At 56.5% G+C, this 26,302-nt stretch carries 23 protein-coding genes and 1 riboswitch; of the genes, 4 read left to right on the top strand and 19 right to left on the bottom strand.

The window, feature by feature from the left end:
- Window positions 1-84: 84 nt before the first annotated feature.
- Both ASQ50_RS11130 and ASQ50_RS21805 read left to right on the top strand, forming a co-directional pair.
- A complete protein-coding gene (locus ASQ50_RS11130; protein WP_197492681.1) occupies window positions 85-633 on the top strand; it encodes a LysR family transcriptional regulator in 549 nt (182 codons plus the stop codon).
- Window positions 536-886 carry a LysR substrate-binding domain-containing protein gene (locus ASQ50_RS21805; protein ID WP_227513142.1) on the top strand — a complete coding sequence of 117 codons (351 nt, stop codon included), beginning with the start codon at window positions 536-538 and terminating at the stop codon, window positions 884-886. Before ASQ50_RS11130 ends, ASQ50_RS21805 begins: the two co-directional genes overlap by 98 nt.
- A gap of 112 nt (window positions 887-998) precedes the next feature.
- Here the strand turns inward: ASQ50_RS21805 and ASQ50_RS11125 are convergent, their stop codons facing one another.
- The 19 genes from ASQ50_RS11125 to urtA all read right to left on the bottom strand — a co-directional run bounded on the left by ASQ50_RS11125 (window position 999) and on the right by urtA (window position 21,699).
- On the bottom strand, window positions 999-1,346 hold the full coding sequence (locus ASQ50_RS11125; protein WP_058090869.1) for a hypothetical protein: 348 nt from the start codon (window positions 1,344-1,346) through the stop codon (window positions 999-1,001).
- A gap of 60 nt (window positions 1,347-1,406) precedes the next feature.
- Window positions 1,407-2,021, bottom strand: a complete 615-nt coding sequence (locus ASQ50_RS11120; protein WP_058090870.1) for a PH domain-containing protein — start codon at window positions 2,019-2,021, stop codon at window positions 1,407-1,409.
- On the bottom strand, window positions 2,005-2,427 hold the full coding sequence (locus ASQ50_RS11115; protein WP_058090871.1) for a hypothetical protein: 423 nt from the start codon (window positions 2,425-2,427) through the stop codon (window positions 2,005-2,007). The genes ASQ50_RS11120 and ASQ50_RS11115 overlap by 17 nt, the downstream gene beginning before the upstream one ends.
- A gap of 113 nt (window positions 2,428-2,540) precedes the next feature.
- Window positions 2,541-2,954, bottom strand: a complete 414-nt coding sequence (locus tag ASQ50_RS11110; protein WP_058090872.1) for a GNAT family N-acetyltransferase — start codon at window positions 2,952-2,954, stop codon at window positions 2,541-2,543.
- A 284-nt stretch (window positions 2,955-3,238) separates the two neighbouring features.
- On the bottom strand, window positions 3,239-4,126 hold the full coding sequence (locus ASQ50_RS11105; RefSeq protein WP_058090873.1) for a cation diffusion facilitator family transporter: 888 nt from the start codon (window positions 4,124-4,126) through the stop codon (window positions 3,239-3,241).
- A gap of 7 nt (window positions 4,127-4,133) precedes the next feature.
- Complete coding sequence (locus ASQ50_RS11100; RefSeq protein ID WP_197492679.1) at window positions 4,134-4,961, bottom strand: helix-turn-helix domain-containing protein; 828 nt, start codon at window positions 4,959-4,961, stop codon at window positions 4,134-4,136.
- Window positions 4,962-6,490: 1,529 nt separating this feature from the next.
- The gene (locus ASQ50_RS11090) at window positions 6,491-7,264 is read right to left on the bottom strand and encodes a CLCA_X family protein (RefSeq protein ID WP_058090875.1); all 774 of its coding nucleotides are present in this window, start codon (window positions 7,262-7,264) and stop codon (window positions 6,491-6,493) included.
- 33 nt (window positions 7,265-7,297) lie between these two features.
- Entirely contained in the window at window positions 7,298-8,296 is a 999-nt protein-coding gene (locus ASQ50_RS11085; protein WP_058090876.1) for a 2-hydroxyacid dehydrogenase, read from the bottom strand.
- Between the two features lie 129 nt (window positions 8,297-8,425).
- Window positions 8,426-9,484, bottom strand: a complete 1,059-nt coding sequence (locus tag ASQ50_RS11080) for a ribonucleotide-diphosphate reductase subunit beta (RefSeq protein WP_058090877.1) — start codon at window positions 9,482-9,484, stop codon at window positions 8,426-8,428.
- Window positions 9,485-9,690: 206 nt separating this feature from the next.
- Window positions 9,691-12,453, bottom strand: a complete 2,763-nt coding sequence (locus ASQ50_RS11075; RefSeq protein WP_058090878.1) for a ribonucleoside-diphosphate reductase subunit alpha — start codon at window positions 12,451-12,453, stop codon at window positions 9,691-9,693.
- 130 nt (window positions 12,454-12,583) lie between these two features.
- Window positions 12,584-12,781, bottom strand: a riboswitch (cobalamin riboswitch).
- Window positions 12,782-12,899: 118 nt separating this feature from the next.
- Entirely contained in the window at window positions 12,900-13,253 is a 354-nt protein-coding gene (locus ASQ50_RS11070; protein ID WP_058090879.1) for a zinc ribbon domain-containing protein, read from the bottom strand.
- A gap of 3 nt (window positions 13,254-13,256) precedes the next feature.
- Complete coding sequence (gene fmdA, locus ASQ50_RS11065; RefSeq protein ID WP_058090880.1) at window positions 13,257-14,489, bottom strand: formamidase; 1,233 nt, start codon at window positions 14,487-14,489, stop codon at window positions 13,257-13,259.
- Window positions 14,490-14,624: 135 nt separating this feature from the next.
- Window positions 14,625-15,668: an AAA family ATPase gene (locus ASQ50_RS11060; protein WP_058090881.1), complete on the bottom strand. Its 1,044-nt coding sequence runs from the start codon at window positions 15,666-15,668 to the stop codon at window positions 14,625-14,627.
- A gap of 15 nt (window positions 15,669-15,683) precedes the next feature.
- Window positions 15,684-16,730 (bottom strand): aliphatic amidase, encoded by a 1,047-nt coding sequence (locus tag ASQ50_RS11055; RefSeq protein ID WP_014423120.1) that lies wholly within the window; start codon window positions 16,728-16,730, stop codon window positions 15,684-15,686.
- A gap of 28 nt (window positions 16,731-16,758) precedes the next feature.
- Window positions 16,759-17,448 (bottom strand): urea ABC transporter ATP-binding subunit UrtE, encoded by a 690-nt coding sequence (urtE, locus tag ASQ50_RS11050; RefSeq protein ID WP_058090882.1) that lies wholly within the window; start codon window positions 17,446-17,448, stop codon window positions 16,759-16,761.
- A 2-nt stretch (window positions 17,449-17,450) separates the two neighbouring features.
- Window positions 17,451-18,209, bottom strand: a complete 759-nt coding sequence (gene urtD, locus ASQ50_RS11045) for an urea ABC transporter ATP-binding protein UrtD (RefSeq protein WP_068351485.1) — start codon at window positions 18,207-18,209, stop codon at window positions 17,451-17,453.
- Window positions 18,209-19,414: an urea ABC transporter permease subunit UrtC gene (gene urtC / locus ASQ50_RS11040; protein ID WP_058090884.1), complete on the bottom strand. Its 1,206-nt coding sequence runs from the start codon at window positions 19,412-19,414 to the stop codon at window positions 18,209-18,211. The genes urtD and urtC overlap by 1 nt, the downstream gene beginning before the upstream one ends.
- A 9-nt stretch (window positions 19,415-19,423) precedes the next feature.
- Window positions 19,424-20,350: an urea ABC transporter permease subunit UrtB gene (gene urtB / locus ASQ50_RS11035; RefSeq protein WP_058090885.1), complete on the bottom strand. Its 927-nt coding sequence runs from the start codon at window positions 20,348-20,350 to the stop codon at window positions 19,424-19,426.
- An 80-nt stretch (window positions 20,351-20,430) separates the two neighbouring features.
- Window positions 20,431-21,699 carry an urea ABC transporter substrate-binding protein gene (gene urtA / locus ASQ50_RS11030; protein ID WP_058090886.1) on the bottom strand — a complete coding sequence of 423 codons (1,269 nt, stop codon included), beginning with the start codon at window positions 21,697-21,699 and terminating at the stop codon, window positions 20,431-20,433.
- 310 nt (window positions 21,700-22,009) lie between these two features.
- On the opposite strand from urtA, the gene ASQ50_RS11025 reads away from it, so the two are divergent.
- Both ASQ50_RS11025 and ASQ50_RS11020 read left to right on the top strand, forming a co-directional pair.
- Window positions 22,010-25,393, top strand: coding sequence for an ATP-binding protein (locus ASQ50_RS11025; RefSeq protein ID WP_058090887.1), 3,384 nt, complete (start codon window positions 22,010-22,012; stop codon window positions 25,391-25,393).
- The gene (locus ASQ50_RS11020; RefSeq protein WP_058090888.1) at window positions 25,380-26,285 is read left to right on the top strand and encodes a response regulator; all 906 of its coding nucleotides are present in this window, start codon (window positions 25,380-25,382) and stop codon (window positions 26,283-26,285) included. The genes ASQ50_RS11025 and ASQ50_RS11020 overlap by 14 nt, the downstream gene beginning before the upstream one ends.
- The last annotated feature ends 17 nt before the right edge of the window (window positions 26,286-26,302 follow it).

Genomic DNA, 26,302 nt, shown 5'->3' with positions numbered 1-26,302 from the left:
CCCCTATTTTTTGAATTCAGCTAGCAGTAGCTTATGCTGTTCTTTATTACACATAAATGCCCAATATCTGATAACTGAGCTTGCATGAACGAACAGAAAATCCGGTGGGATGACCTGCAGATTATCTCGGCTATTGCCGACACGGGCACCCTGTCAGGCGCTGGGAGGCTATTGGGAGTCAGCCATGCGACCGTCTTCCGACGGCTGACAAATCTGGAAAATCAGCTGGGAGTCACACTGTTTGAACGCTCGCGCACGGGATACACCCCAAGCACGTCTGGTGAGGACCTTTTCGCGGTCGCAAGAAGGGTACAAGCCGATATCACCGGCGCCGAACGCCGACTGGCGGGAAAAGACCTGAAACTGTCCGGCACCATCCGAGTCACCACCACCGACACCCTGTTTGCGGGACTGCTGGCTAAGCCGTTCGAAACGTTCCGTGCGGACTATCCCGATATCACGCTGGAGGTGGTCATCTCTAACCAGGTGCACAGTTTGAGCAAACGGGAAGCGGCAGTACTGGCAGAACGAGCGGGTGCCCTTGCACAGGTTAACCGGGCACCCATGGATTGGCCCGGACAACCATATGGGCAACCGTGCGCTCGAAACCTGGATGGCCCAGAATGGACTTAACGAGCTCTGCCACTACCGGGTCGACTCAATGCTAGGCATGCAAGCCGCCACGCGATCAGGCCCCGCCGTGGCCGTACTTCCGGACTATCTGGGGGATTCTGATCCAGAACTCTGCCGCCTGACGGATTCAATCGGGGAGCTGGCCATTCCTCTCTGGATTCTTATTCATCCTGATCTGAGGCGGGTGAAACGAATTCGGGAGTTTACGCAAGTTATTGGTGAGTGTTTACGAAGAGGCCTGAGGGCTGGTTAACGCCATTGTTCAGCGGCAGCCTTGGCAGAGCGAAGCGGCGACAAGGCTGTCCGGTGGAGGGCCGTCAGGCCCGGAACGAACTGGAACTGTTGGTTAGGCATTGCCAACATGCTCAACCAAATATCTTCAAGCCAACTGCAAAAATAATCCCGGCTATGGGTAGCATGAGCATCAGCGAATCCCTGAGCACCAAAAGCAGAAACTGCCAATCACTATCCGGCTCAAGATCACCCCCTTGGTACCCTGTTCCACCGACGGGATTTAAAAGATGCAAAAGAACAGTTCCCCCAAACCACACGCCAGCCCAGTATGGACGATATTCAGCAGGTGTCAGCCAGATCAAGACTAGATAAAAAGGAATGGCAAACTGGGGGATCATCAGAAATGCCCAAACCTTCACTGCACCGTCAGAATGAGGAGCACGACTCACTTTTTTCTCCCTGCCTAACGCTTGCAGCATGCGCGCCCGTGGAATGGAGCCAAAGGCGCAATGTAATGGGCGTCGCCGTGCCTGCACTGGTTAGGCACTGGCCGCACGCTGTTCAATAATCCCTAGGAATTTTTCAACGTCGCCAGAGTATGTTGATAGATTGCAGACAGGTATCCCGTCGATGCCGATCAGGCGATTGAGTTTTCGTACTTTCCGGTTTGTGTACTTGCTATCACACTCCGTTTTTAACACTAGCCACAGGCATGCGCCACCTCGTGGTAAAAGTTGCGGTCTCGTGGAGACTCGCTCGATCACCTCCCACGGAAACTCAACTTTCGAAAAGTCCTCAACCAAAAGGCCGGAATCTGTGACTACCAACCTATTTCTCAACGACCGTTGAATTGACAGAGCAAATAGGCAGAAAAGAACGGAGAACGGCAAAATATAGAGATGTACTTGAAACCCAGCCTCAGTGAAGCCGCCTTTCCACGCGGAATAACCATGAGCATAGATCGGTAAAACGACACAGATAGTCATCAAGAGCTTTAGCCCACCTTTCTCCTTGGTGAGGACCATACCGAGTTCCTTAGTAATGCCTAACGCCAGCCAGCATGCGCGGCTACGGAATGGAGGCGAAGCCGCAATGTAGTAGGCGTCGCCGTGCCTGGCCTTGTTATGAAAAGTTCGCTCATATTCGGTCTGCACGCCAGCATTCCGGTCTAGCCAAAATAAACGCAGCCACGTCATCTACCGTCTGAACAACTTTGTTCGACATATCTGACCAGAACGAAAAGCCCGAATCCAGTCTGACAATATGAGATGACGTTGAATTCGCCATACCATCCATATGCCGCCCCCAAGAGAATCGAATTTTGGTGTCCACACCTTTATCGAAAATTGCATAGACCTTAGTTTCACAAAATCCACGCATATCATCGTAGCAATCCCGCATATCGACTCGTTGATACGCCTCTATCTCATGCGCCGGAAGATCGCGCTTGTGACCTCCAACATCTTCGGTTCTGGTATCCAGATCGACGTTAATTTGATAGATTCGAATGGTTCCATTTCTTATTTTCTGCTGAACAAGCGACTCTTTGATGAACTTCACTGGATCCCTCCGAGATATTCATAACGCTGAGCACAGCGGCGACCTTGGAATGGCGACGAAGGAGCCATGGAAAGGGCGTCCGGCGGCCATCGGCCGCGTACTGCTGCGACTTGTTATAAATCAGTGACTTTGGTGCTCATGAGAGCACTGTTACCAGAGAACCCAAACTGCTCGTAGAGCCCTTGTGCATCTCGGGTTTGCAACACCATCTGGGTTCCCTTTATGGCCGGGTGCACTAGCAAACACTCCATGATCCACTTACCGAGACCGCTACCGCGAAATTCGGGTTCAACCACAATATCCGCCACCCAGGTAAAAGTAGCACTATCGGTGACTGCCCGCCCAAAACCGATCTGTGTGGGACCACGGTAAAGACTGAAGCAGATGGAGCCTGCAACCATGCGCTCTACGATTTCCCTGGGGCGGCGACCACCCCAATAGGTTGCAGCAAGCAAGCGGTGGACGACATCCAGTTGCACCTTGGATACGTCGTCAGTGATTAGGTAATCGTCCTTGCGCCATTCCATCGATGGCTACTCCCTGATTTATAACGACCAAGCTCACCGGAAAAATAAAGATGCAAAGCGAAGCGGCGCAGCTTTATTTTGTCCGAGTGCAGCGCCTTGTTATGCCTTGTCCTTCTTTGCAATCACAGCCTTAAGAGCTGCTGACGTTTTTGTTTCTTATAATCAGATAACAATTGACCATTAAAATACGATGCCTAGAACATAACGCAATCTGTCATGAAGAATGATTACAGACTCTTCACTTCCACAATTACTCATTTAAAACTTGCTTCGATATAAAAAAGTTAACACTGATCATATTTGCATTCTTTAATCTCAAACTCGAGTGTTGAATGCCCGATGGAGAATTTTTGTGCAAGCGCTGTTTTTAATTCACCCTTCACTTTATCCAGTTGTGAATAATCAGAAAGTAGAACATGAGCTTCTAATGCATTCTGATGCTCGTCAAGTTGCCAGATATGTACGTGATGAACATTGATAACATTTGTTACCTGCTGCATGGCTGTGATGACATCATCAATAACAATGCCCTCCGGTGTTCCCTGCATCAGGATATGAATGGTTTTTGGTAACATCGTGGCTGCCTGGTACAAAACATACGCGGCTATCAATAATGTTATTAAGGTATCACTCCAGTACCACTCATAAAGAAGGATCAGTGTACCGGCAACAATAACACCCGCTGAGGCCAGCGCATCCGATACATTGTGCAAAAAAGCGGCACGGATATTCATACTGTGCTTAGACATAGTAAAGGTAAGAAACGCGGTTGCCAGATCAATCACCAGCGCAATCGACGCCACAATCACAACCATCCAGCCTTCAATAATCTGTGGTTCGTAGATTCGCCATAGCGCTTCATAGATCAGGTACAGCCCAATCAGGACAAGTGTGACTAAATTAATTAATGTAGCAATGATTTCAGCGCGTTTATAACCAAAGGTTCTGAAATGATCGGCCGGTTGACGACCGATCTTTCTGGCGACCCAGGCAATGAGCAGTGAGGCGGCATCACTGAAGTTATGCAGTGCATCAGCAATCAGTGAAAGGCTGCCCGATAGAATACCACCGACGACCTGGGCTAATGTCAGGAGCATATTGATAGCGATGGCGAATCCCAGGCGGCGATCACCTATTGATTCAGTGTCGTGGTTATGCGAATGCGTATTCATTGTGTACCTATAAAGAAAAAGATTTTGTCGTTCGACTGGAAAGATAGGCATGTGCTTCCCGCGCATCCAGCTCTCGTGTACTATTACCTGTGCGTACCATAAGCCGTGCTACGCTGTCCTCATGATAATAAACAGGTTCAACAGCGCTCTCGACAATGACGCGACAGATGGTTTTATTTTCGATATCGTGGAACCGGCAATGAAGTAATGCGCAAGCGTTTCCTCCCAGACTGGTTTTAACCGTATCCATCAGTGCACGTTCGAAGCCGTCTCTATTTTTGTGCTTCAATGTCTGGAAGTCAGAGTCGATGCCAATGATATTGCCGTTGTCCTCAACGCCGATCAGCAATGTACCGCCTTCGCGATTTAAAAAACCGGCGATGGCTTTGATGACAATCAACTCAAGTGCGCGATTCGTTCGCTGTTGTCTTACATCCCAACGATACGTGGATTTGAATTCAAGATGCTCACTTTCGCCTCTGGCAATCAATAAGGGTAATTCTTCAGCAAGCTCGTGTTCCAGATAGCGGACAAGATTTTTTTGGCCAGACAGTCTTATATGGTACAGACCGAACAATAGACCAACAATACCGCCAAGCAGTGCAAACACAAAGCTCATAGGTATTAATTCAAACTTGAATTCAGTAATTAAACGCTGAATCAAAAACTCTATCGGGCTGTTACCCGGAAATTCGATTAAGCCCTTGTATTCGTACCAGAATACCATTGTCGTCAACGGATGTAATAGAAGCACGCCTATTATTGCACCAATAATAAAATGAAAAAGTAAGATCCATTTTTTTTGATTGATTAAACTACCTGATGAGTATGTCATCTTTCTTTAACCACCTGTTTGGTTGATTATTCTCTTGATCTGGAAATCCAGTGTATTGATTCATCGTGGCTTGTGCCTCACCCCGGTGCGTGGACACTTCTGCAGCTGCAAAAACAGCTCTTGCATAGGCTTACAGTCTTTGCCTAAATCCTCGAATGCGCTCGCCGTGTTTGTAAGAACCACCCCGATTCCAAAGGTTCCAACGATAGCCGCTGATTTTAACTTTTTATATTCGCTCCTTCTTGAGGGTTAATGGGGCATAACGCGAAGCTTAGCGGCGCCCTTGTAATGGAGGCGAAGCCGCAATGAAAAGGGCGTCCGGCGGCCATCGGCCGCGTACTACAGCGACTGGTTAGTGGCAGGTAATGACACTGCCGGCTCCCTGGCACTGACCTTGACGGCCTACTCCGTAACCCGGCACCGACATGAGCCGATGCACTCTGTTTGAAACACCGCCAATGATGCGGTGAATGAACCTGAACTCAGAGGTAGCAGATCCAGACCCAATTTTCGGCGGACGACCCCACACGGTGAACACCGAATTTCCCGCCAAAACTCTTGCTTACTGATGCAACCAAACCGAACGCGGATTCGGACGGCCTTGGTGCTCACCAGAATATGCGGGTTTGGCAACCAAGCACGGCACCAAGGCCACTGGCACACCGCAGCCCAAAAGGACCGAAGCCACAGCCACTAACGCTGAAATAAGCGGCGGCCCGACAGGGGCGTCCGGTGGAGGCCGCAGGCCGGAACGAACTTAATTGACTGGTTAACTGGCGCTGCCACCATAGTATGATCTTAGCACCTGATGACGGTGCTTGAAGATGAGTCGGTAGACAGGTGCCAGAACGTCTGCCAACACTGGCAACCTACACTGAAACTCGACGGTATCGGTGACCCAGCATAATGCCCCGTTCCGATTGATGTCCCGCCGATGGTGCCACAGCTTATTGGTTAAAGTACTGGACACCTCCACAAAACCCCGTTGGCGATCAATGGATTGAAAAAAGAACGTGTGCCGATCAATGGGAAGGATACCGAAAAGGAGTATCCAGCTCGAAAAGAGCACCCTACCGGAGGGCCATTCGAAGATCGGCTTGCTTGACCATTCTGAGGGAGCCGTCATACGGATGAGAGGGCTCAATTCCCTATTTACGCCCTTCATGGTGAGTAGCCCAGCAACATCTTCGGGACTGATTTTAAGATTGCTCGATACTTCAAATTTCACTGAGATCTTCCGTGACAGTTAACAGTGAATTATACGAACCCGTTCGTATATCCCGCGTTCGTATAACTCCACACCAAACGCGCCCAAAACCTCCTGTTTTTCCAAACCAAAACAAAAGGATAAAAGCATTTCATCACGGCTACCGCCGGAGTTATACGCCCTGAATCGAGCCACCCCTGCTCCTACCTGGGGCGTGTAATTCCGCCCCTAAAATTCTACTTTCCAACCATATCAGAAGGTTACGAATATTTCCCATGCATTTTTCCGGACTTTTGCGAACGCGTTCGTATAACTCCGGCTGTCATGCGTCTGTTCGCTGCAAGGCCCTACCCAAGGATTGAAAGTAAGCAAGAAACGCCCGATTGATGCGCTCCCGCTGTGGCCCCTGCGGATAAAGCCCCAACTGGGCTTCTTCGCTTTCTTTCGTACCTTTCACCAGGAAGGCATTTTTTACGGGGGCGTCCTGAACGTAGGCTTCGAAGGCTCGGGCGCAAAGTTCTTCGGGCCGGCTGTAGTAATGCACACCGGCGGCTTTGTCGGCCTTGGCGGATTGCCGGAACAGGTCGCTGGGCTGCTCGCCTGCGTTATCCAGCAGGATGGTGCGGTAGCAGGCTTGCAGTCGGTCGTTCAGGGGGTGGGCGATGGCATCTTCACGGGTTAGCCAGAGTGTGGAGCCAAACTCCGCGTTGGAAGTGTTTGGGAACAATTTGTCCGCTATGTAGTGGTCGAAGGCATGAAACCATTCATGGGCAATGCTGCCGGGGCCGGCGTTTTTGGCCAGGGCGAAGCTGCGGGTGGCGGGGGTGTAATGGGCAGATACGCCGGGCCGGCCGCCGATGCCGTACTGCAGGGCCAGGCTGCCGCGCAGGGAGATCAGGCTTTCGGTGCCGCCGAGGATGGTCATCAAGTCGCACAGGGCGTCGTAAAACAGTGCGGCGCTGCGCTGCTTTTCCGGTTCGGTTACCCATCGGCCAATCTCCACGGTTCGGAACTGGAAGCGGCGGCGTACATCAAGGAAGGTAACAGGCGCCCCGGCACGATGGTCAGGGCCCGCTCGATAAAACTGTCTGGGCATGGTCGGATTGTACGAGTACGGGGCCCGCTTGTCTCAGTGCGCGGTTAACCGGTTTGCGCATTGCCCGCTCGATTCCAGCTCGGTCAGATTTCCCAGGGTGGTGCGCGCAATGCTCTCAAGGGCGTTGCGGGTGAAGAAGGCCTGGTGGCCGGTGATCACTACGTTGGGGAAGGTCAGCAAGCGCGCAAACACATCGTCTTTCAGCACGATGTTGGACAGGTCTTCGAAAAACAGGTCACTTTCTTCCTCGTACACATCGAGGCCCAGGTAGCCAATCTGGCCGGATTTAAGGCCCTCGATGATCGCGGCGGTATCGACCATGGCGCCCCGGCTGGTGTTGATCAGCATCACGCCCGGCTTCATCTTGGCCACGGCATCCGCGTTGATCAGGTGGTGGGTGCCGGGGGTTAACGGGCAATGCAGGCTGACAATATCGGCCTGGCTGAACAGGTCGTCCAGTGCCACATATTCACCGCCCAGTTGTTGGGCTTCCGGGTTGGTATGAAGGTCGTAGCAGAGCACACGGCAGCCAAAGCCACGCATGATGCGCACTACCTCCAGGCCTATCTGGCCGGTACCCACCACGCCCACGGTGCGCCCCCGCAGGTCGAAGCCCAGCAAACCATCCAGCGCAAAGTTACCATCGCGGATGCGGTGGTACGCCCGGTGAATCTGTCGGTTAAGGGTCAGAATCAGGGCGACGGTGTGTTCGGCCACGGCATAGGGTGAGTAAGCAGGTACTCGCACCACGCTGATTCCCAGGCGCTCGGCGGCTTTCAGGTCTACGTTATTGAAGCCCGCACAGCGCAGGGCGACTGCACGGATGCCGCCTTCGGACAACTGCTCCAGCACCTCGTCGTCCAACTGGTCGTTCACGAAAACACACACCGCATCAAAGCCTTTGGCGAGCGCTGCCGTGGTTGTATTCAAACGGGGTTCCAGAAACACCAGTTCATGCTCTTGGCTGTCCCGGCTGGCCTGACCAAGGAATTGTTCGTCGTAGGGTTTGGTGCTGAAAACAGCCACTTTCATGGGCTTGGCCTCTTCCGTGGAGAGCGCCTAAAACCGGGCGCCGTGCGCAACGTCACTGTGCTGCCATTACACTCCCGCCGGTGCCGTAGATCAACCTCTGTTGTCTTTGGCACCGGCGGTTTTAGCGTATTACCACTCCAACTGCGCCCCGGTCTGGTATTCAATCACCCGGGTTTCAAAGAAGTTCTTCTCTTTGCGCATGGTGGCTTGCTCATCCAACCAGGGCGAGACGTTCTTGGCCCCCGGGAAAGGTTCTTCCAGGCCGACGGTTCTGGCGCGGCGGTTGGCCACGAAGCGGAATTGTTCGGTGTGGTATTCCGCAGAATAGCCGAGGATGGGGTCACGCAGGATGTAGTTGGCGTAGGCCATTTCGGCGGCTTCGGATTCGTCCCACATGTCGCGCACGGCTTTGGGGTCGAAGGTGATGTTTTCTTCCTCCAGAATCTGGTTCACCACTTTCAGGCCGAAGGAGAAGTGCATGGCTTCGTCCCGCAGGATGTACTGCAGTTGCTCCCCGGTGCCGCGCATCAGGCCCCGGCGCTGCAGGGCGAAGATGGGGCTGAAGCCGTTGTAGAACCAGCAGCCCTCAAACACGGCGGCGAAGAACAGGTACGACATGATGAATTCCTGCAGGTCATCCGGGTTGCGCAGGTTCATGTCGGAGCGCATGGCGGCGTCCAGCCGTCGGTTGGCTACCTGGATCTTGCCGTTGATTTCCGGTACCACGCGGTAGCGGTTGTAGATTTCGCTCTGGTCCAGGTTGAGGGTTTCGATGCAGTGCTGGTAGGTCCAGGTGTGCAGGGCTTCTTCATACACCTGGCGGGCCTGGTAGATTTGCAGCTCGGGCGCGCTCATTTTCTCCATCACGGCCAGGCCGATGTTGCGCATGGCGAGGATGTCGGAGGTGGTGAGGTAGGCCAGTACGTTTTCGTACACGTGCTTTTCCGCCGGGCTCAGGCGGTGGTGGTAGTCGTGGACGTCCTGGGCCATGTTGACGTCTAGCGGGGTCCAGTGGTTTTTGTTGGCGTTCATGAAGTATTCCCAGGCCCAGGGGTACTTGAACGGCGCCAACTGGTTGATGTCGGTTTCGCCGTTGATCACGCGTTTGTCGTCTACGTTCACCGGCGCCGGGCCGGCGCTGGCCGTCGGCTTGTTTTCGGTTTTTGGTTCGTCGTCCCAATCTAGCATGTCTTTTACCTCGGAGTTCTTGGTCGCTTAGCCTGCTTTGCTTGGTGGTGGAACCGCTCTGGTCTGGCTTCCCAAAAACCGCCCGTGAACCCATCCCTGGGGGGCTTGGCTGTAGCCATCCATGGCTACAGACATTTTTGGGAAGCCAGACCAGCCCGGTTCTTCAGGCTGTGGAGTAATCGCTGCTTATTCGGCAAAGCCTATAGTTACTGACAGGCTTCGCAGTCTGGCTCGTCAATACTGCACACTTGCGGCTGGGGTGCAGCCACCGGGGCGCTTTTTTCGGCGCCGGTAGCACCCAGGGAACGCAGGTAGTAGGTGGTTTTCAAACCGCGTTCCCAGGCCAACTGGTACAGAGCATCCAGTTTCTTGCCGCTGGGTTCGGCCATGTACAGGTTCAGGCTCTGGGCCTGGTCGAGCCATTTCTGGCGTCTTGCGGCAGCCTCTACCAGCCATCTTGGGTCGATTTCGAAGGCAGTGGCGTAGCGGGCTTTCAGTACCGGTGGAATGCGGTCGATCTGTTGCACACTGCCGTCGAAGTATTTGAGGTCGTTGACCATCACGTTGTCCCACAGGCCTTCGGCTTTAAGGTCGCGCACCAGGGAGGGGTTCACTACGGTGAATTCGCCAGAGAGGTTCGATTTGACGAACAGGTTCTGGTACGCCGGTTCAATGGACTGGGACACGCCGACGATGTTGGAGATGGTGGCGGTGGGGGCGATGGCCATGACGTTGCTGTTGCGCATGCCGTGTTTGGCAATCAGCTCGCGCACCGGGGTCCAGTCCAGGCGGCTGTTGGTATTGAGCGACAGGTCCCCTTCCCGACGGTTCTCCTTTAACAGGTTGATGGAATCGATGGGTAGGATGCCTTGCTGCCAGAGGGAGCCTTCGTAGGTTTCATAGGCACCCCGTTCGCCGGCCAGGGTGGCGGAGGCGCGGATGGCGAAGTAGCTCAGTTGTTCCATGGCCACATCAGCAAACTCGACGGCTTCCGGGCTGGTGTATGGCAGGCCCAGTTGGTAGAGGGCGTCCTGAAAGCCCATCAGGCCCAGGCCCACGGGGCGGTGTTTGAGGTTGGAGTTCTTCGCCTGGGGTACGGCGTAGAAGTTGATATCGATGACGTTATCGAGCATGCGCACGGCGGTGGTCACGGTGCGTTCAAGGCGCTGTACGTCCAGCTCGCCGTTGGCGATGTGGGCGGCCAGGTTGACCGAGCCCAGGTTGCATACGGCGATTTCGTCGGCGCTGGTGTTCAGGGTGATTTCGGTGCACAGGTTGGAGCTGTGCACTACGCCCTGGTGCTGCTGCGGGGAACGCAGGTTGCAGGGGTCTTTGAAGGTGATCCAGGGGTGGCCGGTTTCAAACAGCACGGTGAGCATTTTGCGCCACAGCTGCTTGGCGGGGATTTTCTTGAACAGCTTGATCTTGCCTTGCTCCGCCAGCGCTTCGTAATGCTCGTAGCGTTCCCGGAAGGCGTTGCCGTACAGGTCATGCAGGTCTGGCGCATCGCTTGGGGAAAACAGGGTCCAGTCGCGGTCTTCGCGCATGCGCTCAATCAGCAAATCCGGCACCCAGTTGGCGGTGTTCATGTCGTGGGTGCGGCGGCGTTCGTCGCCGGTGTTTTTGCGCAGTTCCAGGAATTCTTCGATGTCCAGGTGCCAGCTTTCCAGGTAGGCACACACGGCGCCTTTGCGCTTGCCGCCCTGGTTCACCGCCACCGCGGTGTCGTTGACCACTTTCAGGAAGGGCACCACGCCCTGGCTCTGGCCGTTGGTGCCTTTGATGTGGGAGCCCAGCGCACGTACTGGCGTCCAGTCGTTGCCCAGGCCGCCGGCCCATTTGGAGAGCAGCGCGTTATCCTTGATGGCGCCGTAGATGCCTTCCAGGTCGTCTTGCACGGTGGTCAGGTAGCAGGAGGACAACTGGGAATGGCGGGTGCCGCTGTTGAACAGGGTGGGCGTGCTGGCCATGTAATCAAAGCTGGACAGCAGGTTGTAGAATTCGATGGCGCGGGCGTTGGGATCGTCTTCCCGCAGGGCCAGGCCCATGGCCACACGCATGAAGAACACCTGGGGCAGTTCCAGGCGGGCTTTGTTCCAGTGCAGGAAGTAGCGGTCGTACAGGGTTTGCAGGCCGAGGAAGCCAAATTGCAGATCCCGCTCGGGCTTCAGGGCTTCGGCCAGGCGTTCCAGATCAAAGGCCGCCAGGGCTTCGTCCAACAATTCGTAGCGGATACCGGCGTGGATAAACGCTGTCAGCGCCTGTGGATAAGTCTCCGCCAGCGTCTGGTTGCGGGGCAGGCCCAGGGCCTCGGCGGCTTCCAGCCGCAGCTGTTCCAGCAGCAGGCGGGCGGTCACGGCGCTGTAGTCCGGTTCCCGCTCAATGCGGCCCCGGGCGGTCATGATCAGCGCGGTCAGCACTTCGGTGCCCTCGATACCGTCGTACAGGTTGCGCAGGGCGTCTTCCACCAGGGATTCGCCGTCAATGCCGTCCAGCCCGGTGGCGGCCTGCTCTACCTGCTGTTTCATCAGTCCCAGATCCAGCGGCGCGATGCTACCGTCGCTCTTTTTCACGGTCAGGTGCGGGTGCGCTTCCACCGGTTCTTCACTGGCGCGCTTGCGGGCGTGTTCTTCCCGGTAGAGCACGTAAGCCCGGGCCACCTTTTGCTCTTCGGCCCGCATCAGGGCCAGTTCCACCTGGTCCTGAATGTCTTCAATATGCACTTTGCCACCGGCTTTCAGGCGCCGGCTGATGGCCTGCACCACCTGTTCGGTTACCCGATGCACGGCGTCGTTGATGCGGGCAGAGCCGGCGGCTTTATCGCCTTCCACGGCCAGGAACGCTTTGGTCACCGCCACACTGATTTTGGCGGGATTGAATCCAACCAGGGTGCCGTTGCGTTTAATAACTTGAAGGGATTGGGTATCGGTAGCGGGGGCCGGGGGTTCGGCAATGGCAGTGGCTGTCATGGTGCTCTCCTGAATTCGCGTTGGTTCCGTTTCACCCTCGCGAACGCAGTGGCACACCTTGCCCCGAATACAGGCAGGCCTGACCAATCTGCTCACCCTTGAATCGCGAAGGTGCAGTCCAGAAACCCATGGGGGGCTTCTGATCCCTGGCAGGTCTTCGGACTCAGGGGCGTGAACCTTTCAGCTCTGCCTAACGTGGCGACTTCCCGACTTGCGCCAGTGTCATCTTGCCACGCTCGTTCCCCAATACCGCTGCGCGTCAGTTCCGGATTCTCACCGGATTCCCGACTACCCTGCGATCAAAATGATCAGAGTTTGATCACAATATATGGTAGTTAACCAAGGATTTGGTCACTATATAGGGGTATTACAAACAAGACAATACCTGATGGACAGGTCCACATAAAAAAGGCCCCTCAAGGGGGCCAAACACGTGAAAGCAATGGTCAGTGGCTGATCATCCAGGGCCGCATAGACGGGAACATCTTCTTGCCGTCGGCGGTGTAGAACAGCATGTGTTTACCGTCCGACTTTTTCTTGCAGCCACAACTCTTGCGGTGCTCGGCGTCCCGGGCCCGCTGGTCGGCGGTGGAGATGATGGGCTCGTGCCTCGCCTTCTCATTCCGCGCCTCCGCGTTGCGGCGGGCCGGGTCCATGGCCAGGAGCTCCGGCGGCAGCACAATCACCCGGGGTGACAGCGCCTTGCAGGTGGGGCAATGGGCCGGGTTACCGGCTTCGGCCATGGCCCCCAGTTCCTGGAACAGCCCGTGTTCCCGGCATTTGTAGTCGTACAGTGGCATGGCTTACTCCTTGTCCGGTGAAAGGGGTACGTCGGTGCCCGGCGTGACCTTCCTGGTCGGTCCTTCCGCCGTGGGGTTGATGTCGAAGTCGAAGATCTCGGTCGGCAACCACAGGGTGGCGCAGGCGTTGGGCACATCCACCACGCCACTGATGTGGCCTTCCACCGGCGCACAGCCAAGCAACGCGTAGCCCTGAGCCGGGGTGTAACCGAACTTCGTCAGGTAGTTGATGGCGTTGAGGCAGGCCTGGCGGTAGGCCACGTGCACGTCCAGGTAGTGCTGCTGGCCCTCTTCATCCACCGAGATGCCCTCGAAGATCACATAGTCCTCGTAGCGCGGCTTGATGCTGCTGGGTTTGAAGACCGGGTTCTTGATGCCGTATTTGGCCATACCGTCCTTGATCAGGTTCACCCGCAGGTGAATCCAGCCGGCCATTTCGATGGCGCCGCAGAAGGTGATCTCGCCGTCGCCCTGGCTGAAGTGCAGGTCGCCCACCGACAGGCCTGCCCCCTTTACATAGACCGGGAAATACACCTTGGAACCACGGGACAAGTCCTTGATGTCGCAGTTACCACCGTGTTCCCGGGGCGGTACAGTGCGGGCGGCTTCCAGCGCCGCCTCTTTAGCGGCATCACCCGCCAGCTTGCCCAAGTGGGCGGTATCGGCGTAGGGCAGGTTCGCCAGGCCGGGCACCCGATCCGGCTCGGTGTCGTACAGTTCTTTCTCGCGCTTGTTCCACTCCGCCAGCATTTCCTTGGACGGCAGACAGCCGATCAGGCCCGGGTGGATCATGCCGGCAAATTCAACGTTGGGGATGTGGCGGGATTTGGTGAACATGCCGTTGAAGTCCCAGATGGATTTCTGGGCCTCCGGAAAGTGCTCGGTCAGAAAGCCGCCGCCGTTCTTCTTGGAGAAGAAACCGTTGAAGCCCCACTGGCTGTCCTTGAAGGCACCAATGTCGAGGATGTCCACTTCCAGCAGGTCGCCGGGTTCTGCGCCCTCCACGCCCACCGGGCCAGACAGGAAGTGAACCTGGGTCAGATCCACATCGCGCACGTCGTCGGCGCTGTCGTCGTTCTTGATCTGGCCACCGGTCCAGTCGTAACACTCGAGGATGAAGTCGTCCCCGGGCTTGACCATCGCCGCCATAGGAATGTCCGGATGCCAGCGGTTGTGTATGTTCTCGTTCTCGTACGCGGACTTGCTCAAATCGATCTTGATGAGTGTTTCGGCCATAGCGGTCGCTCCTTGGTTCTTGGCGTTCGGCGTCTAAGTTTGGGAACGCAGTGCCCGACGGCGCCTGCGCTGACCGTTCCACTATCCGCGATACGCCACCGGCGCGGTATTCGCGAATTACCCCCGGCACCTACGTCATTCGACGTATTGGCGCACCACTATCTCCTGCCCCTTGAGCTCGGCCAGAAATGAGGAATGCTCAGGATGCGCCAGCAACGCACGGGCCAGCGCCGGCTCCAGTTTCTGGCGGAACGCCCGTAGCATCTCGCGGGCGCCATAGCGGCTGTCGTAATCGCGGCACAACACACTGCGCAGCTCCACCGACAAATCCAGCGAGGCCTGTTTGCGGGCCAGGCGCTTGTTCAAGCCGGCCAGTTCGATGTCCAAAAGGGCATACAGCCACTGGTCTGTCAGGGGGTTGGACGTAAGAATCTGGTCAATCCGGTTCAGGAACTCCGGGTCGAAATGGCGGCGCAGGGCCTTGTCCCGAATGTTCTCCTGCGGGCCCGGCTCCAGCCCCAGCCAGCGGCGCCAGCCTCGCTGATAGCGGTGATGGTGCGCTTCCGCTTCCAGGGCTCCGGCGTTGCTGGTCATAAAGATCAGCGTGTTGCGGAAGTCGATTTCCCGGTTGCCGGAGGGGAACACCAGCCGGCCGGTATCGAGCACATTGAGCAGGGTCCGGGTGACCTCCTTGCTGGCCTTTTCAAGTTCGTCGAACAAGACGATGCCCGGTTTGCTGAACGATCCCTGAACCTTCTCAAGATCAAACAGGCTGTGGCCTTCCTTGCTGCCCACATAACCGGGCGGCGCGCCGGTCAACGCCGCCGCGTAGTGCTCCTGGGCCAGGGTGTTCATGTCGATTCGGCACAGGGCATCGCGGCTGCCATGAATGGCCTCGGCAATCAGCCGAACGGTTTCAGTCTTGCCCACACCGGTCGGCCCCAGAAACAAGTGAACCGCCAGCGGACGGTTCTCTTCACCGATGTCGGCTTTTACCCGAACCAACATGGATTCCATGGCTGTCAGGGCCTGCTCCTGACCGACAATATTAGCCCGAAGGCTCGCCATCACGGCATCCGGCTCAAAGCGGAACCGGGAAACACGAACCGGGCCTGAGTCGGCCCGGTTCCTTGCCAGTGTTTCCCGGTTGGCTTCCAGCCGCTCATTAATAAACGGCATCGCGGTCTCCCGGGCTCAGGCCCCTGCAGTTTTTTCCTTGCCATCGAACGGCAGTTCACCCACCGGGCACTCCGCCGTGCCCACGGTTTTTCGGGTCATGGCCTCGACGTTTTCCTGGGCTTTCTGGGCGTCCATCACCCAGGTGCGATAGAACTCGAACGGGCAATCGGCCACGCCCTTATCGCCGTCACCTGAGTTGTGGACGCCGGTGTAGCCCCGGTGCAGCAGTTTGAACAGGTGGTTCTGGGACTGGTCGTTGGCGCGGGCGTCACGGATCTGGCTGACAGACAACTGGGCGTACTGCACTCCCATGTCCTCCTCACCACATTCACCCAGGGTACGACCATCAAAGCCGATGATGGCGGAGTGCCCGAAGTACGAATACACCCCGTCGAAGCCGGAGGCATTAGCCACCGCCACGTAACAGTTGTTGGCCCAGGCCATGCTCTTGGCCATCATGATCTGCTGTTCCTTGGCCGGATACATGTAACCCTGGCACCGCACAATCAGCTCCGCCCCCTTCATGGCGCAGTCGCGCCAGATCTCCGGGTAGTTGCCGTCGTCGCAGATGATCAGGCTGATCTTCATCCCCTTCGGCCCCTCGGTCACGTAGGTGGTGTCGCCGGGGTACCAGCCCTCTATCGGGCACCAGGGAATGCACTTGCGGTATTTCTGGACAATCTCACCCTCATTGTTGATCAGCACCAGGGTGTTGTAGGGCGCCTTGTTGGGATGATCTTCATGGCGCTCGCCGGTCAGGGAGAACACCCCCCAGGTATTCGCCTCCCGGCAGGCCGCCGAGAAAATCGCCGTCTCGTCTCCGGGAATGGTGGCGGCGGTTTCCATCATCTCGTCATTGTCGTACATGATTCCCATGGTGCTGTATTCCGGAAACACCACCAGGTCCATGCCCGGCAGCCCCACCTTCATACCCTTGATCATGTCCGCGATCTTGCGAGCGTTGTCCAGCACCTCGGCCTTGGTATGCAGCCGGGGCATCTTGTAGTTCACCACCGCCACACCGACGGTATCGTTACTGCTGGAAATATCACCGTGTCTCATCGTTAACTCCTAAGCGATTGTTTCTTAATTAAACAGCCAGGTAACTGGCAATTTTCTCCTGATCGGCCTCTTCCCGAAGCTCCTCGTGCACGATCTCTCCCTTCTCGATCACCAGAATCCGGTCTGCCGCATCCATCACAAAGCTCAACACCTGCTCCGACACCACAATCGACAAGCCCCGCTCGTCGCGAATCCGCCGCAGGGTCTTGGCAATGTCCTTGATGATGTTGGGCTGGATACCCTCGGTCGGCTCGTCGAGCAATAACACCTTGGGCCGGGTCGCCAGGGCGCGGGCAATGGCCAGTTGTTGCTGCTGCCCACCCGAGAGGTTGCCGCCCCGGCGGTGCTGCATTTCCTTCAGCACCGGAAACAGCTCATAAAGGTCTTCCGGGATCTTCTTCTCGCCCACCGCGGCCAGGCCTGTCTCGATGTTTTCCTTCACCGTCAGGGTCGGGAAAATCATTCGCCCCTGGGGCACAAACCCGATGCCGGCCCTCACCCGCTGGAAGCTCTTCAGGTTCGACAGGTCCGTGCCATCCAGAGTGACCTGGCCACCGCGGCTTGGAGTCATGCCCACCAGGGATTTCATCAGGGTGGTTTTACCCATACCGTTGCGGCCAACCACCGCCACGATTTCCTGCTTGCCCACCTCCAGGTTCAGGTCCTGGATGATGCTGCTCTGGCCATAGGCTACCGAATGTTGTTTGACGCTCAGCATGATCAGTGCCCCAGATAGACTTCGATGACTTTCGGGTCCGACTTCACGTGCTCGATGGACCCCTCCGACAACACCTTGCCCTGGTGCATCACCGTTACCCGGTCAGCAATGTCACCCACAAACTGCATATCGTGTTCGATCACCAGAACCGTGTGTTCATGGGTAATCACTTTCAGTAATTCGGCAGTTTTCTTGCGCTCCACCACCGACATGCCCGCTACGGGTTCATCCAACATGATCAGCTTCGGCTTCTGAATCAGCAGCATGCCGATTTCAAGCCACTGCTTCTGACCATGACTGAGCAGAGACGCCGGCTGCTCAAGCATGTCTTCAAGAAAAATGGTCCGGGCAACCGCTTCAATTTCCTCCACCACCGCAAGATCCCGCTTGAACGCCAGGGCGCCCATCACCGAGTGGCCCTGCGGATAAGACACTTCGAGATTCTCGAACACGGTGAGGTCCTCGAACACCGAGGGGGTCTGGAATTTACGCCCAACCCCAGAATGCACAATCTGGTGCTCTTTCATCTTTGTCAGCTCCCGCCCCTGGAAGCGAATGGAGCCTGACGTGGCCCGGGTTTTCCCGCAGATCAGGTCCAGCACCGTGGTTTTTCCGGCGCCATTGGGGCCGATGATCACCCGGATTTCGTTTGGGTCCAGGTAGAAGGACAGGTCGTCTACCGCTTTAAAGCCGTCGAACGATACGGTCAGTCCCTCTACCGCCAACAAGAAGTCCTTACTTTTGCTTTTGGCTGCTTTCATCAGGATTTCTCCGGGCTGAACTGGTCAATGAGCGGGTCGTATTTCTTGCCCCGTTCCCCAGGGGTTTGGGCCGGCGCTGTTGCCTTGGCTTTCTGGCTACCATCGGTCTTTGGCTTGCGCCTGAACAAACGCTCCTCCAGAGGCATCACGTAAGTCTGGTACAAGCCTGCAAGACCATTGGGGAAGGCCAGAACAACGCCAATAAACAGCGCACCCATGGCAAAGGGCCACAGTTCCGGAAAGGATTCGGAAAACCCACTCTTGGCGGCGTTGACCAGTAGCGCACCGTAGACGGCTCCAAGGATGGAAAGACGGCCACCCAGGGCGCAGAAGATCACCATCTCGATCGAAGCCACGATGCCGATGAACGAGGGCGACATGAAGCCGACGCTCAAGGTAAACAGCGCGCCGCCGATGCCGGCAAAAGCCGCAGCCAGGCAGAACACGAAGATCTTGAACGCGGCCACGTCGTAGCCGGAAAACCGAACACGTGTCTCCTGGGTATTCATCGCCACCAGGATGCGCCCGAGTTTGCGCTTCTGGATCAGGCGGGCAGAGAACAGGCAGACGAACAACAGCGCAACCGTTACGAAATAGAGTGCGGTTTTCGCTTCATCGGTACGGATGTCCCAACCCATCAGGGTTCTCAGGTCGGTGATGCCGTTGATGCCGCCGGTGTAACCCTGCTGACCAATAATTAGAATGGTCAGGATGGCGGCGATGGCCTGGGTGATGATGGCAAAGTAGACGCCACCCACACGTCGGGTAAACATGGCAACGCCAATAATGAAGGCCAGTAAAACCGGCACTCCAATCACGGCAATCAGGGTGAAGGCAAAACTGTTGAACGGCTCCCAGAACCAGGGCAAAGCGGTAATCTGGTTCCAGTCCATGAAGTCCGGGATGCCGGGCGTTGACTGTATGGCCGTTGCTTCCGGCGTTGAGGCCTCAAGCTTGAGGTACATCGCCATGCAGTAGCCGCCAAGCCCGAAAAAAACGCCCTGTCCCAGGCTGAGAATGCCTGCTTTACCCCAACACATCACCAGGCCAATGGCCACAAAGGCGTAGGTCAGGTACTTGCCGACCATATTCAATCGGAAGGCATCGAGCATGACCGGCAAAACAACCACCAGTAACAGCGCCAACGCCAGGTAGTACAACCCCTCTCGGGAGGTAAACCATTTAACAACGGGTGAGTCTTTCATGACGGTCTCCTAGCGACGAATCTTCAGGGCCATGAGTCCTTCCGGGCGCAGCATGAGAATGCCGACAACCACCAGAAGCGTGAGTACCTTGGCCATCGAACCACTCAGGAAGAACTCGAGGGTGGACTGGGCCTGGGAGATGCCGAACGCAGATACAATGGTGCCAATCAGGCTCTGTGCACCGCCAAAGACCACCACCAGGAAGGTGTCCACGATGTAGGCCTGGCCGGACGATGGGCCAGTGGAGCCGATCATGGTGAAGGCCGCGCCGGCAATGCCGGCAATCCCGCAGCCCAGGGCAAACGTGGCCCTGTCGACACCGGCACTGTTGATGCCCACCGCTTCGGCCATGGGACGGTTCTGCACCACCGCCCGGACTTTTTTGCCCCAACCGGACCGGTACATCAGGAAGTAAACGGCTATGGCGATGGACAGCGCGATGATCATCACAAACAGCCCGTTGATGGGCAGATCAACCATGTCGGTGACCTGGATTGATCCCATCATCCAGTCTGGCAGCGTGACCCCCACTTCCCGGGCTCCGAAAATCGTGCGGTAGGCTTGCTGGAGAATCAGGCTCAGGCCCCAGGTCGCCAACAGCGTATCCAGCGGCCGCCTGTACAGATGCCTGACCATGGCCCATTCGATAAAGGCCCCCAGCGCCGCGCACACCAGAAAGGCGAAGAGCATGGCGACGAAAAAATAGCCCCCGAACAGACCCGGCAGATAACTCTGAAACGCACTGGAGGTCAGGTAGGTGGTATAGGCACCGAGGATCATGAATTCCCCGTGGGCCATATTGATCACCCCCATCTGACCAAATATGATCGCCAGGCCGAGTGCCATCAGCACGAACACTGAGAACAGGGACAGCCCGGCGAACCCCTGCATGGCAAATATCGACATCAATTCACTGGTGGTGTAGCCATCAAACATGACCCTTACTCCCTAGAGATAACGCACCCAACCGTTTGGAAAACCGGCGGCCGGCGCCCCTTGGCACCGGCCAGCCGTGCTTACTGGTAACCTTCCGGGAAAGGATCTGGCTCCATCAGGTCTTCTGTTTCGTAGACCACTTTGTACTGGCCATTGCGCTGGGCGTTGCCGATACGGGTCTTGGACCAGAGGTGATGGTTTTCGTGGATGCGGACATAACCTTCAGGGGCTTTGGTGAACTCAATGCCCGGTGAGGCTTCACGCACTTTGTCGACATCGAAAGAGCCGGCCTTCTCGACCGCCATCTTCCACAGCCAGGGGCCAAGGTAGGCAGCCTGGGTAACATCACCGATGACCATGTCATCACCCCAGGCTTCTTTGAACGCGGCCACAAATTCCTGGTTGTTGGGGTTATCCAGGCTCTGGAAGTACTTCATGGAGGCATAGATGCCCTCCACGTTTTCACCACCGATGCCCCGGATTTCGTCTTCGGTTACAGAGATGGTCAGCAACAGCGGGCTTTCCTTGGTGAAATCAATACCAGCGGCTTTCATCTGCTTGTAGAAGGCAACGTTGGAGCCGCCCACAACCGACGCAAAAATAACATCGGGCTTACGCAACTTGATCTTGTTGATGACCGAGTTGAACTGGGTATGACCCAGCGGGTAATACTCCTCGCCGACTACCTTCAATCCCAGCTTGTCGATGTGTTTGCGAGCGATTTTGTTGGAGGTGCGGGGCCAGATGTAGTCCGAACCCAGCAGGTAGAAGGTTTTGGCGCCCTTCTCTTCAACCGCCCAATCGATACTGGCCAGGATTTGCTGAGTGGCTTCCTGCCCGGTGTAGATCACGTTCGGTGATTGCTCCAGGCCCTCGTAGAACGTGGGGTAGTACAGCATGCCATTGAACTGTTCGATTACCGGCAGGATGGCTTTCCGGGAAGCGGAGGTCCAGGCACCAAAAATGGCCGCGACATTGTCCTGGCGCAGCAGCTTGCGGGCTTTCTCCGCGAAGGTGGGCCAGTCACTGGCGCCGTCTTCCTGCACGAACTCGATCTGCCGGCCCAGCACACCGCCGGAGGCGTTGATCTGTTCAATGGCCAGTTTCTCGGCCTGTACTGAACCGATTTCACTGATCGCCATGGTGCCGGTGATGGAGTGCAGTATGCCAACCTTGACGGTGTCGTCTGTCACCGCAAGCCCGGTGGTATTCACCTCGGAGGTGGGGGGTGTGGCCGCCTGTGCCGATGTAGCCAGCATCATGGATGCTGCCAGCGTCATGAGCTTCTTGCGAAGCCCGGTTCCCTTGCCGAATGACCGCCCGTTGGCGGTTGAATCTGTCGTGCCCATGGTTATTCCTCGCAGTGTTGGTATGCCGGTACCGCACTTCAACAAACGAAGCACAGCGCCCACGACACACATTCTGCTCAGGCACTGACACAGAGCCCATTCGGCAATCACCCCAGCGGCCTACGTCATTTGACGCATTCCTGTCACGGGCTCAGCAGGCTAATACGCGAATACGAAAGCAATAATGTCAGGCGCGATTCCTTATCCGCACCATCACATGGCATGGATCTTGTTTCAGCTGTCAAAAACGGTGCTGCCAACCCGGTAGTTGCACCAAAAAGTCGCGCTCTGTACCAGAAGGCAAGGCACTATGGCCGCAAGACAGAATATTTTTCGGGTCCGGCGACGTTACAACCAGTGGGTTGCCAACCAGACCCTGGAGGACTACGCGCTTCGCTTCACCGCCAAGAGCGCCCGCCGCTGGTCGGCTGCCAGGGTCAGTCATACCGCCCTGGGTGCCATATCCTTTCTGGCCATGGAAGCGATCGGCGGTGCCATTACACTGCACTACGGCTTCGACAATGCCGTTGCGGCCATCCTGGCGGTCAGCCTGGTGATCTTTCTGACCGCCATACCCATCAGCTACTACGCAGCCCGATATGGCGTCGACATAGACCTGCTCACCCGTGGCGCCGGCTTCGGCTACATTGGCTCCACCATTACCTCGTTGATCTACGCCAGCTTCACCTTCATCTTTTTTGCCATCGAAGCGGCCATTATGGCCATGGCCCTGAAAATGCTATTCGGCATTCCTCTGGTGCTGGGCTACCTGATCTGTTCGGTGGTGATCATTCCTTTGGTTACCCATGGCATAACTACCATCAGCCGGTTCCAGGTCTGGACTCAGCCCGCCTTTATCGTGCTGCAACTGTTGCCCTTTGTTTTCATCATTTATGCCGATGCGTCATCGGTCAGTGACTGGACCCAGTTTGGCGGTGTCGGTGTATCGGAAGGTCAGGGTTTTAATGTGCTCATGTTTGGCGCTGCCGCCGCCGTGGTTTTCTCGCTGATTGCCCAGATTGGCGAGCAGGTTGATTTCCTGCGTTTTATTCCCGAGCCCCAGACGCCAAAGGATAAACGCCGCTGGTGGATAGCGGTGATGGCCGGAGGTCCTGGCTGGGTTGTGATCGGGATGATAAAAATCCTGGCAGGCTCTTTTTTGGCCGTATTGGCACTGAATCAGGGCATTCCCGCCGGCGAAGCCGCCGATCCTACCCACATGTACCTGGTCGCGTTCAGTTACGTGACCCATTCCCCGGAAATCTCCCTGGCGTTCGCGGGTATTTTCGTCATTCTGTGTCAGATCAAGATCAACGTAACCAACGCCTACGCCGGCTCCATTGCCTGGTCGAATTTCTTCTCCCGGCTCACCCACAGCCACCCCGGCCGCGTGGTCTGGCTGGTGTTCAATGTGGCTATCGCGCTGCTGGTGATGGAACTGGGGGTGTACCGGGCACTGGAAGAGACGCTGGGGTTCTACGGCATCGTCGCCATTGCCTGGGTAGGTGCTCTGGTGGCCGATCTGGCGATCAACAAACCGCTTGGGCTAAGCCCCGCCCACATCGAGTTCAAACGGGCACACCTTTACGATATCAATCCGGTGGGTGTCGGGGCGATGATCACCGCCTCCCTGGTAGGTGTTGTCTGCCACTCCGGCGCGATTGGCCTTTATGCCCAGGCACTCTCGCATTTCATCGCCCTGGCGGTCGCCCTGGTCATGGCCCCGGTTATTGCCTGGCGAACCGGCGGCCGTTTCTATACCGCGCGCCCATTCACACCGATCGCTACCGATCACCAGCTGGTGCAGTGCAGCATCTGCGAGCACGGCTTTGAGCCGGAAGACGTAACCCACTGCCCCGCTTACGCGGGCACCATCTGTTCCCTGTGTTGCTCACTCGACGCACGATGCGACGATGTCTGCAAACCCGGCGGGGGCTATAAGGAACAGCTTCAGCTGTTCCTGGGCAAATTCGTTCCCGATTACCTGCTGGTCCGCCTGCGATCACGCCTCGGTCATTTTCTGAGTTTGTTGCTATTGATCAACGGCTTGTCGGGCCTGCTGCTATCTCTGATCTATTTCAAGACCCCAGTCGCGACGAGCGCGGAAGGCATCCTGCTGTCGGTAACGCTCTGGAAGGTCTTTTTCATTCTGGTCATCGTGACCGGTGTGATTTGTTGGCTGTTCGTTCTGGCCCACGAGAGCCGGGTGGTCGCAGAGGAGGAATCCCGGCGCCAAACCCGATTGCTGACCGAAGAAATTGTCGCGCACGAGAAAACCGATCAGGCTCTGCAGCAGGCCAAGGAACAGGCCGATGCGGCCAACCTGGCGAAAAGCCGTTACCTCACGGGCATCAGCCATGAGTTGCGCTCTCCGCTCAATGCCATTCTGGGTTACGCCCAACTGATGGCGAACGATGAAGACATCCCCGCCCACCGCAAGGAGGCACTGGGTGTGATCCACCGTAACGGCGAACACCTTGCCGATCTGATCGAGGGTCTGCTGGATATCTCCAAAATCGAGGCCGGCCGCCTGGACTTGCACCGGGACCAGGTGCGGATTGAAGTTCTGATGGAGCAGTTGGTCACAATGTTCCGTTTGCAGGCCGAGGAAAAAGGACTGGCCTTTGAATACCATTGCCCGTTGCCACTTCCTGAGCGGGTAACCGCCGATGAGAAACGTCTCCGCCAGATCCTGATCAATCTGCTGTCGAATGCCATCAAATACACGGATCACGGCCGAGTGTGCCTGACACTCCGCTATCGGAGCCAGGTGGCAGAGTTCACCGTGCAGGATACAGGTGAAGGCATTGCCGAAGCCGACATCGAACGGATTTTCCGTCCGTTCGAGCGGGTTCGGTCCGCGGGGCAGAGCCGGATCGGAACAGGGTTGGGGCTGACCATTACCCGATTGCTGACCGAAATCATGGGAGGAGACATATCGGTTACCAGCACCCCCGGAAAAGGCAGCACCTTCAAGGTCAGCCTGATGCTATCCAGCCTGCATGACGTTACCCCCCGCTCCATAACCGCACCTGCCCGTCGGATCTATGGCTACCACGGCACCCGGCGTAAAGTTCTTATCGTTGATGATGACCTTTCCCACCGCCAGGTCATTCGAGCCATGCTGTCGCCCCTTGGGTTTGAAGTTGGCGACATGGGGAATTCTCTGTTGGTCTCACATCAGGTCAGCAGCGACCGGCCGGATCTGATCCTGCTTGATGTATCCATGCCTGGGCTTAACGGTTGGGAGATCCTCCAACAACTCAGAGATGCCCAACACCACATGCCAGTCATCATGATCTCCGCCGACGCCAACGAAGGCCAGCACTCACCGGGTTCGCCCCACCTGCATAACGGCTACATCATCAAGCCGGTTCGCCTGAATCTGCTGCTGGATACGATCGGCAAAGTGCTCAACATAGAGTGGCGCTTCAAACCCAGCCCGGACCCACTCGCTGCACTTGAGCCTCCGGTGCAAGCTGAACTGACGTTACCAGGATTCGAGGAATGCCAGGCTCTGATGTCGCTGGCCCGAATCGGTCACCGCAAGGGGCTGCTTGAGGCTTTGAACGAGCTTAAACACAGCGGCAAAGCCGACAGCCATTTCACAACCGAACTGACGAAACTCACTAACGAATTTCAGTTTGAGAAAATTCTCGCGCTACTTGAGGTACCCGAACATGAATCTTCCTGAACAGAAAAAAACCGTGGTCATGGTCGTGGATGATGCCGTCGATTCGATCCGGATGATCAGTGACGCCCTGGAGGAAGCAGGCATGACGGTTCTCGTAGCGTTGGAGGGTGGGCAGGCACTTACCATCAGTCAGAACATCGTGCCAGACATCGTTCTTATGGACGCCCTGATGCCCCACATGGACGGCTTTGAGACCTGTCGCAGGCTGAAGGAAAATCCGGCATTCGCCGACATTCCGATCGTGTTCATGACCGGTCTCAGCGATACCGAACACGTAGTGATGGGGCTTGGTTCCGGCGGCGTCGACTACATTACCAAACCCATCAATACCACCGAATTGCTGGCCCGTATGCAAGTGCATCTGGCGAACGCACGCATGACACGAAGTGCTCGCTCAGCACTGGACCGGGCCGGCCAGAATCTGTTTTCCGTCAATGCCAGCGGTGAATTGCTCTGGGGAACGCCCCAGGTTTACCGAATACTGCCGGGGAACGAAGACCCGGAACAGGAGTCCCTGCGAAAACAGATTGAAGTCTGGCTTACTCGCCAACCGGAACCGGGGCATGCCCTCCCCATCCGGCTTGCGGATACTCCGCGTTCCATCGAGTTCCTGGCGCTGATTGATGAGAGAGAATACCTGCTGAGGATTAAAACACCCCAGAACCCGCACAGTTCGGCGACTGCACTACGAGAGGCCTTTGAACTCACACTCAGAGAATCCGATGTGCTGTTGTGGATTGCCAACGGCAAAACCAATCGGGAAATCGGTCAGATTCTGGACATGAGCCCACGCACGGTGAACAAACACCTGGAACAGGTTTTTCGGAAAATGGGCGTGGAAAACCGGACGGCCGCAGCTGCAAACGCGATACGGGTGCTGGCCATCAGCTAGTGTCCCGTCTTAATCAC

Origin of the sequence: Marinobacter sp. LQ44 (assembly GCF_001447155.2) — a bacterium.
Lineage (GTDB): Bacteria > Pseudomonadota > Gammaproteobacteria > Pseudomonadales > Oleiphilaceae > Marinobacter.
Note: the sequence above shows the minus strand (reverse complement) of the source record. Positions and strands in the feature narration are given on the sequence as shown.

What these genes read in the sequence shown, in the direction of transcription:
- ASQ50_RS11130 (WP_197492681.1), top strand. Translation starts at nt 85, where the DNA reads ATGAACGAACAGAAAATCCGGTGGGATGACCTGCAGATTATCTCGGCT.
- ASQ50_RS11125 (WP_058090869.1), bottom strand. Translation starts at nt 1,346, where the DNA reads ATGCTGCAAGCGTTAGGCAGGGAGAAAAAAGTGAGTCGTGCTCCTCAT.
- ASQ50_RS11110 (WP_058090872.1), bottom strand. Translation starts at nt 2,954, where the DNA reads ATGGAATGGCGCAAGGACGATTACCTAATCACTGACGACGTATCCAAG.
- ASQ50_RS11105 (WP_058090873.1), bottom strand. Translation starts at nt 4,126, where the DNA reads ATGAATACGCATTCGCATAACCACGACACTGAATCAATAGGTGATCGC.
- ASQ50_RS11100 (WP_197492679.1), bottom strand. Translation starts at nt 4,961, where the DNA reads ATGACATACTCATCAGGTAGTTTAATCAATCAAAAAAAATGGATCTTA.
- ASQ50_RS11090 (WP_058090875.1), bottom strand. Translation starts at nt 7,264, where the DNA reads ATGCCCAGACAGTTTTATCGAGCGGGCCCTGACCATCGTGCCGGGGCG.
- ASQ50_RS11085 (WP_058090876.1), bottom strand. Translation starts at nt 8,296, where the DNA reads ATGAAAGTGGCTGTTTTCAGCACCAAACCCTACGACGAACAATTCCTT.
- ASQ50_RS11080 (WP_058090877.1), bottom strand. Translation starts at nt 9,484, where the DNA reads ATGCTAGATTGGGACGACGAACCAAAAACCGAAAACAAGCCGACGGCC.
- ASQ50_RS11075 (WP_058090878.1), bottom strand. Translation starts at nt 12,453, where the DNA reads ATGACAGCCACTGCCATTGCCGAACCCCCGGCCCCCGCTACCGATACC.
- ASQ50_RS11070 (WP_058090879.1), bottom strand. Translation starts at nt 13,253, where the DNA reads ATGCCACTGTACGACTACAAATGCCGGGAACACGGGCTGTTCCAGGAA.
- fmdA (WP_058090880.1), bottom strand. Translation starts at nt 14,489, where the DNA reads ATGGCCGAAACACTCATCAAGATCGATTTGAGCAAGTCCGCGTACGAG.
- ASQ50_RS11060 (WP_058090881.1), bottom strand. Translation starts at nt 15,668, where the DNA reads ATGCCGTTTATTAATGAGCGGCTGGAAGCCAACCGGGAAACACTGGCA.
- ASQ50_RS11055 (WP_014423120.1), bottom strand. Translation starts at nt 16,730, where the DNA reads ATGAGACACGGTGATATTTCCAGCAGTAACGATACCGTCGGTGTGGCG.
- urtE (WP_058090882.1), bottom strand. Translation starts at nt 17,448, where the DNA reads ATGCTGAGCGTCAAACAACATTCGGTAGCCTATGGCCAGAGCAGCATC.
- urtD (WP_068351485.1), bottom strand. Translation starts at nt 18,209, where the DNA reads ATGAAAGCAGCCAAAAGCAAAAGTAAGGACTTCTTGTTGGCGGTAGAG.
- urtC (WP_058090884.1), bottom strand. Translation starts at nt 19,414, where the DNA reads ATGAAAGACTCACCCGTTGTTAAATGGTTTACCTCCCGAGAGGGGTTG.
- urtB (WP_058090885.1), bottom strand. Translation starts at nt 20,350, where the DNA reads ATGTTTGATGGCTACACCACCAGTGAATTGATGTCGATATTTGCCATG.
- urtA (WP_058090886.1), bottom strand. Translation starts at nt 21,699, where the DNA reads ATGGGCACGACAGATTCAACCGCCAACGGGCGGTCATTCGGCAAGGGA.
- ASQ50_RS11025 (WP_058090887.1), top strand. Translation starts at nt 22,010, where the DNA reads ATGGCCGCAAGACAGAATATTTTTCGGGTCCGGCGACGTTACAACCAG.
- ASQ50_RS11020 (WP_058090888.1), top strand. Translation starts at nt 25,380, where the DNA reads ATGAATCTTCCTGAACAGAAAAAAACCGTGGTCATGGTCGTGGATGAT.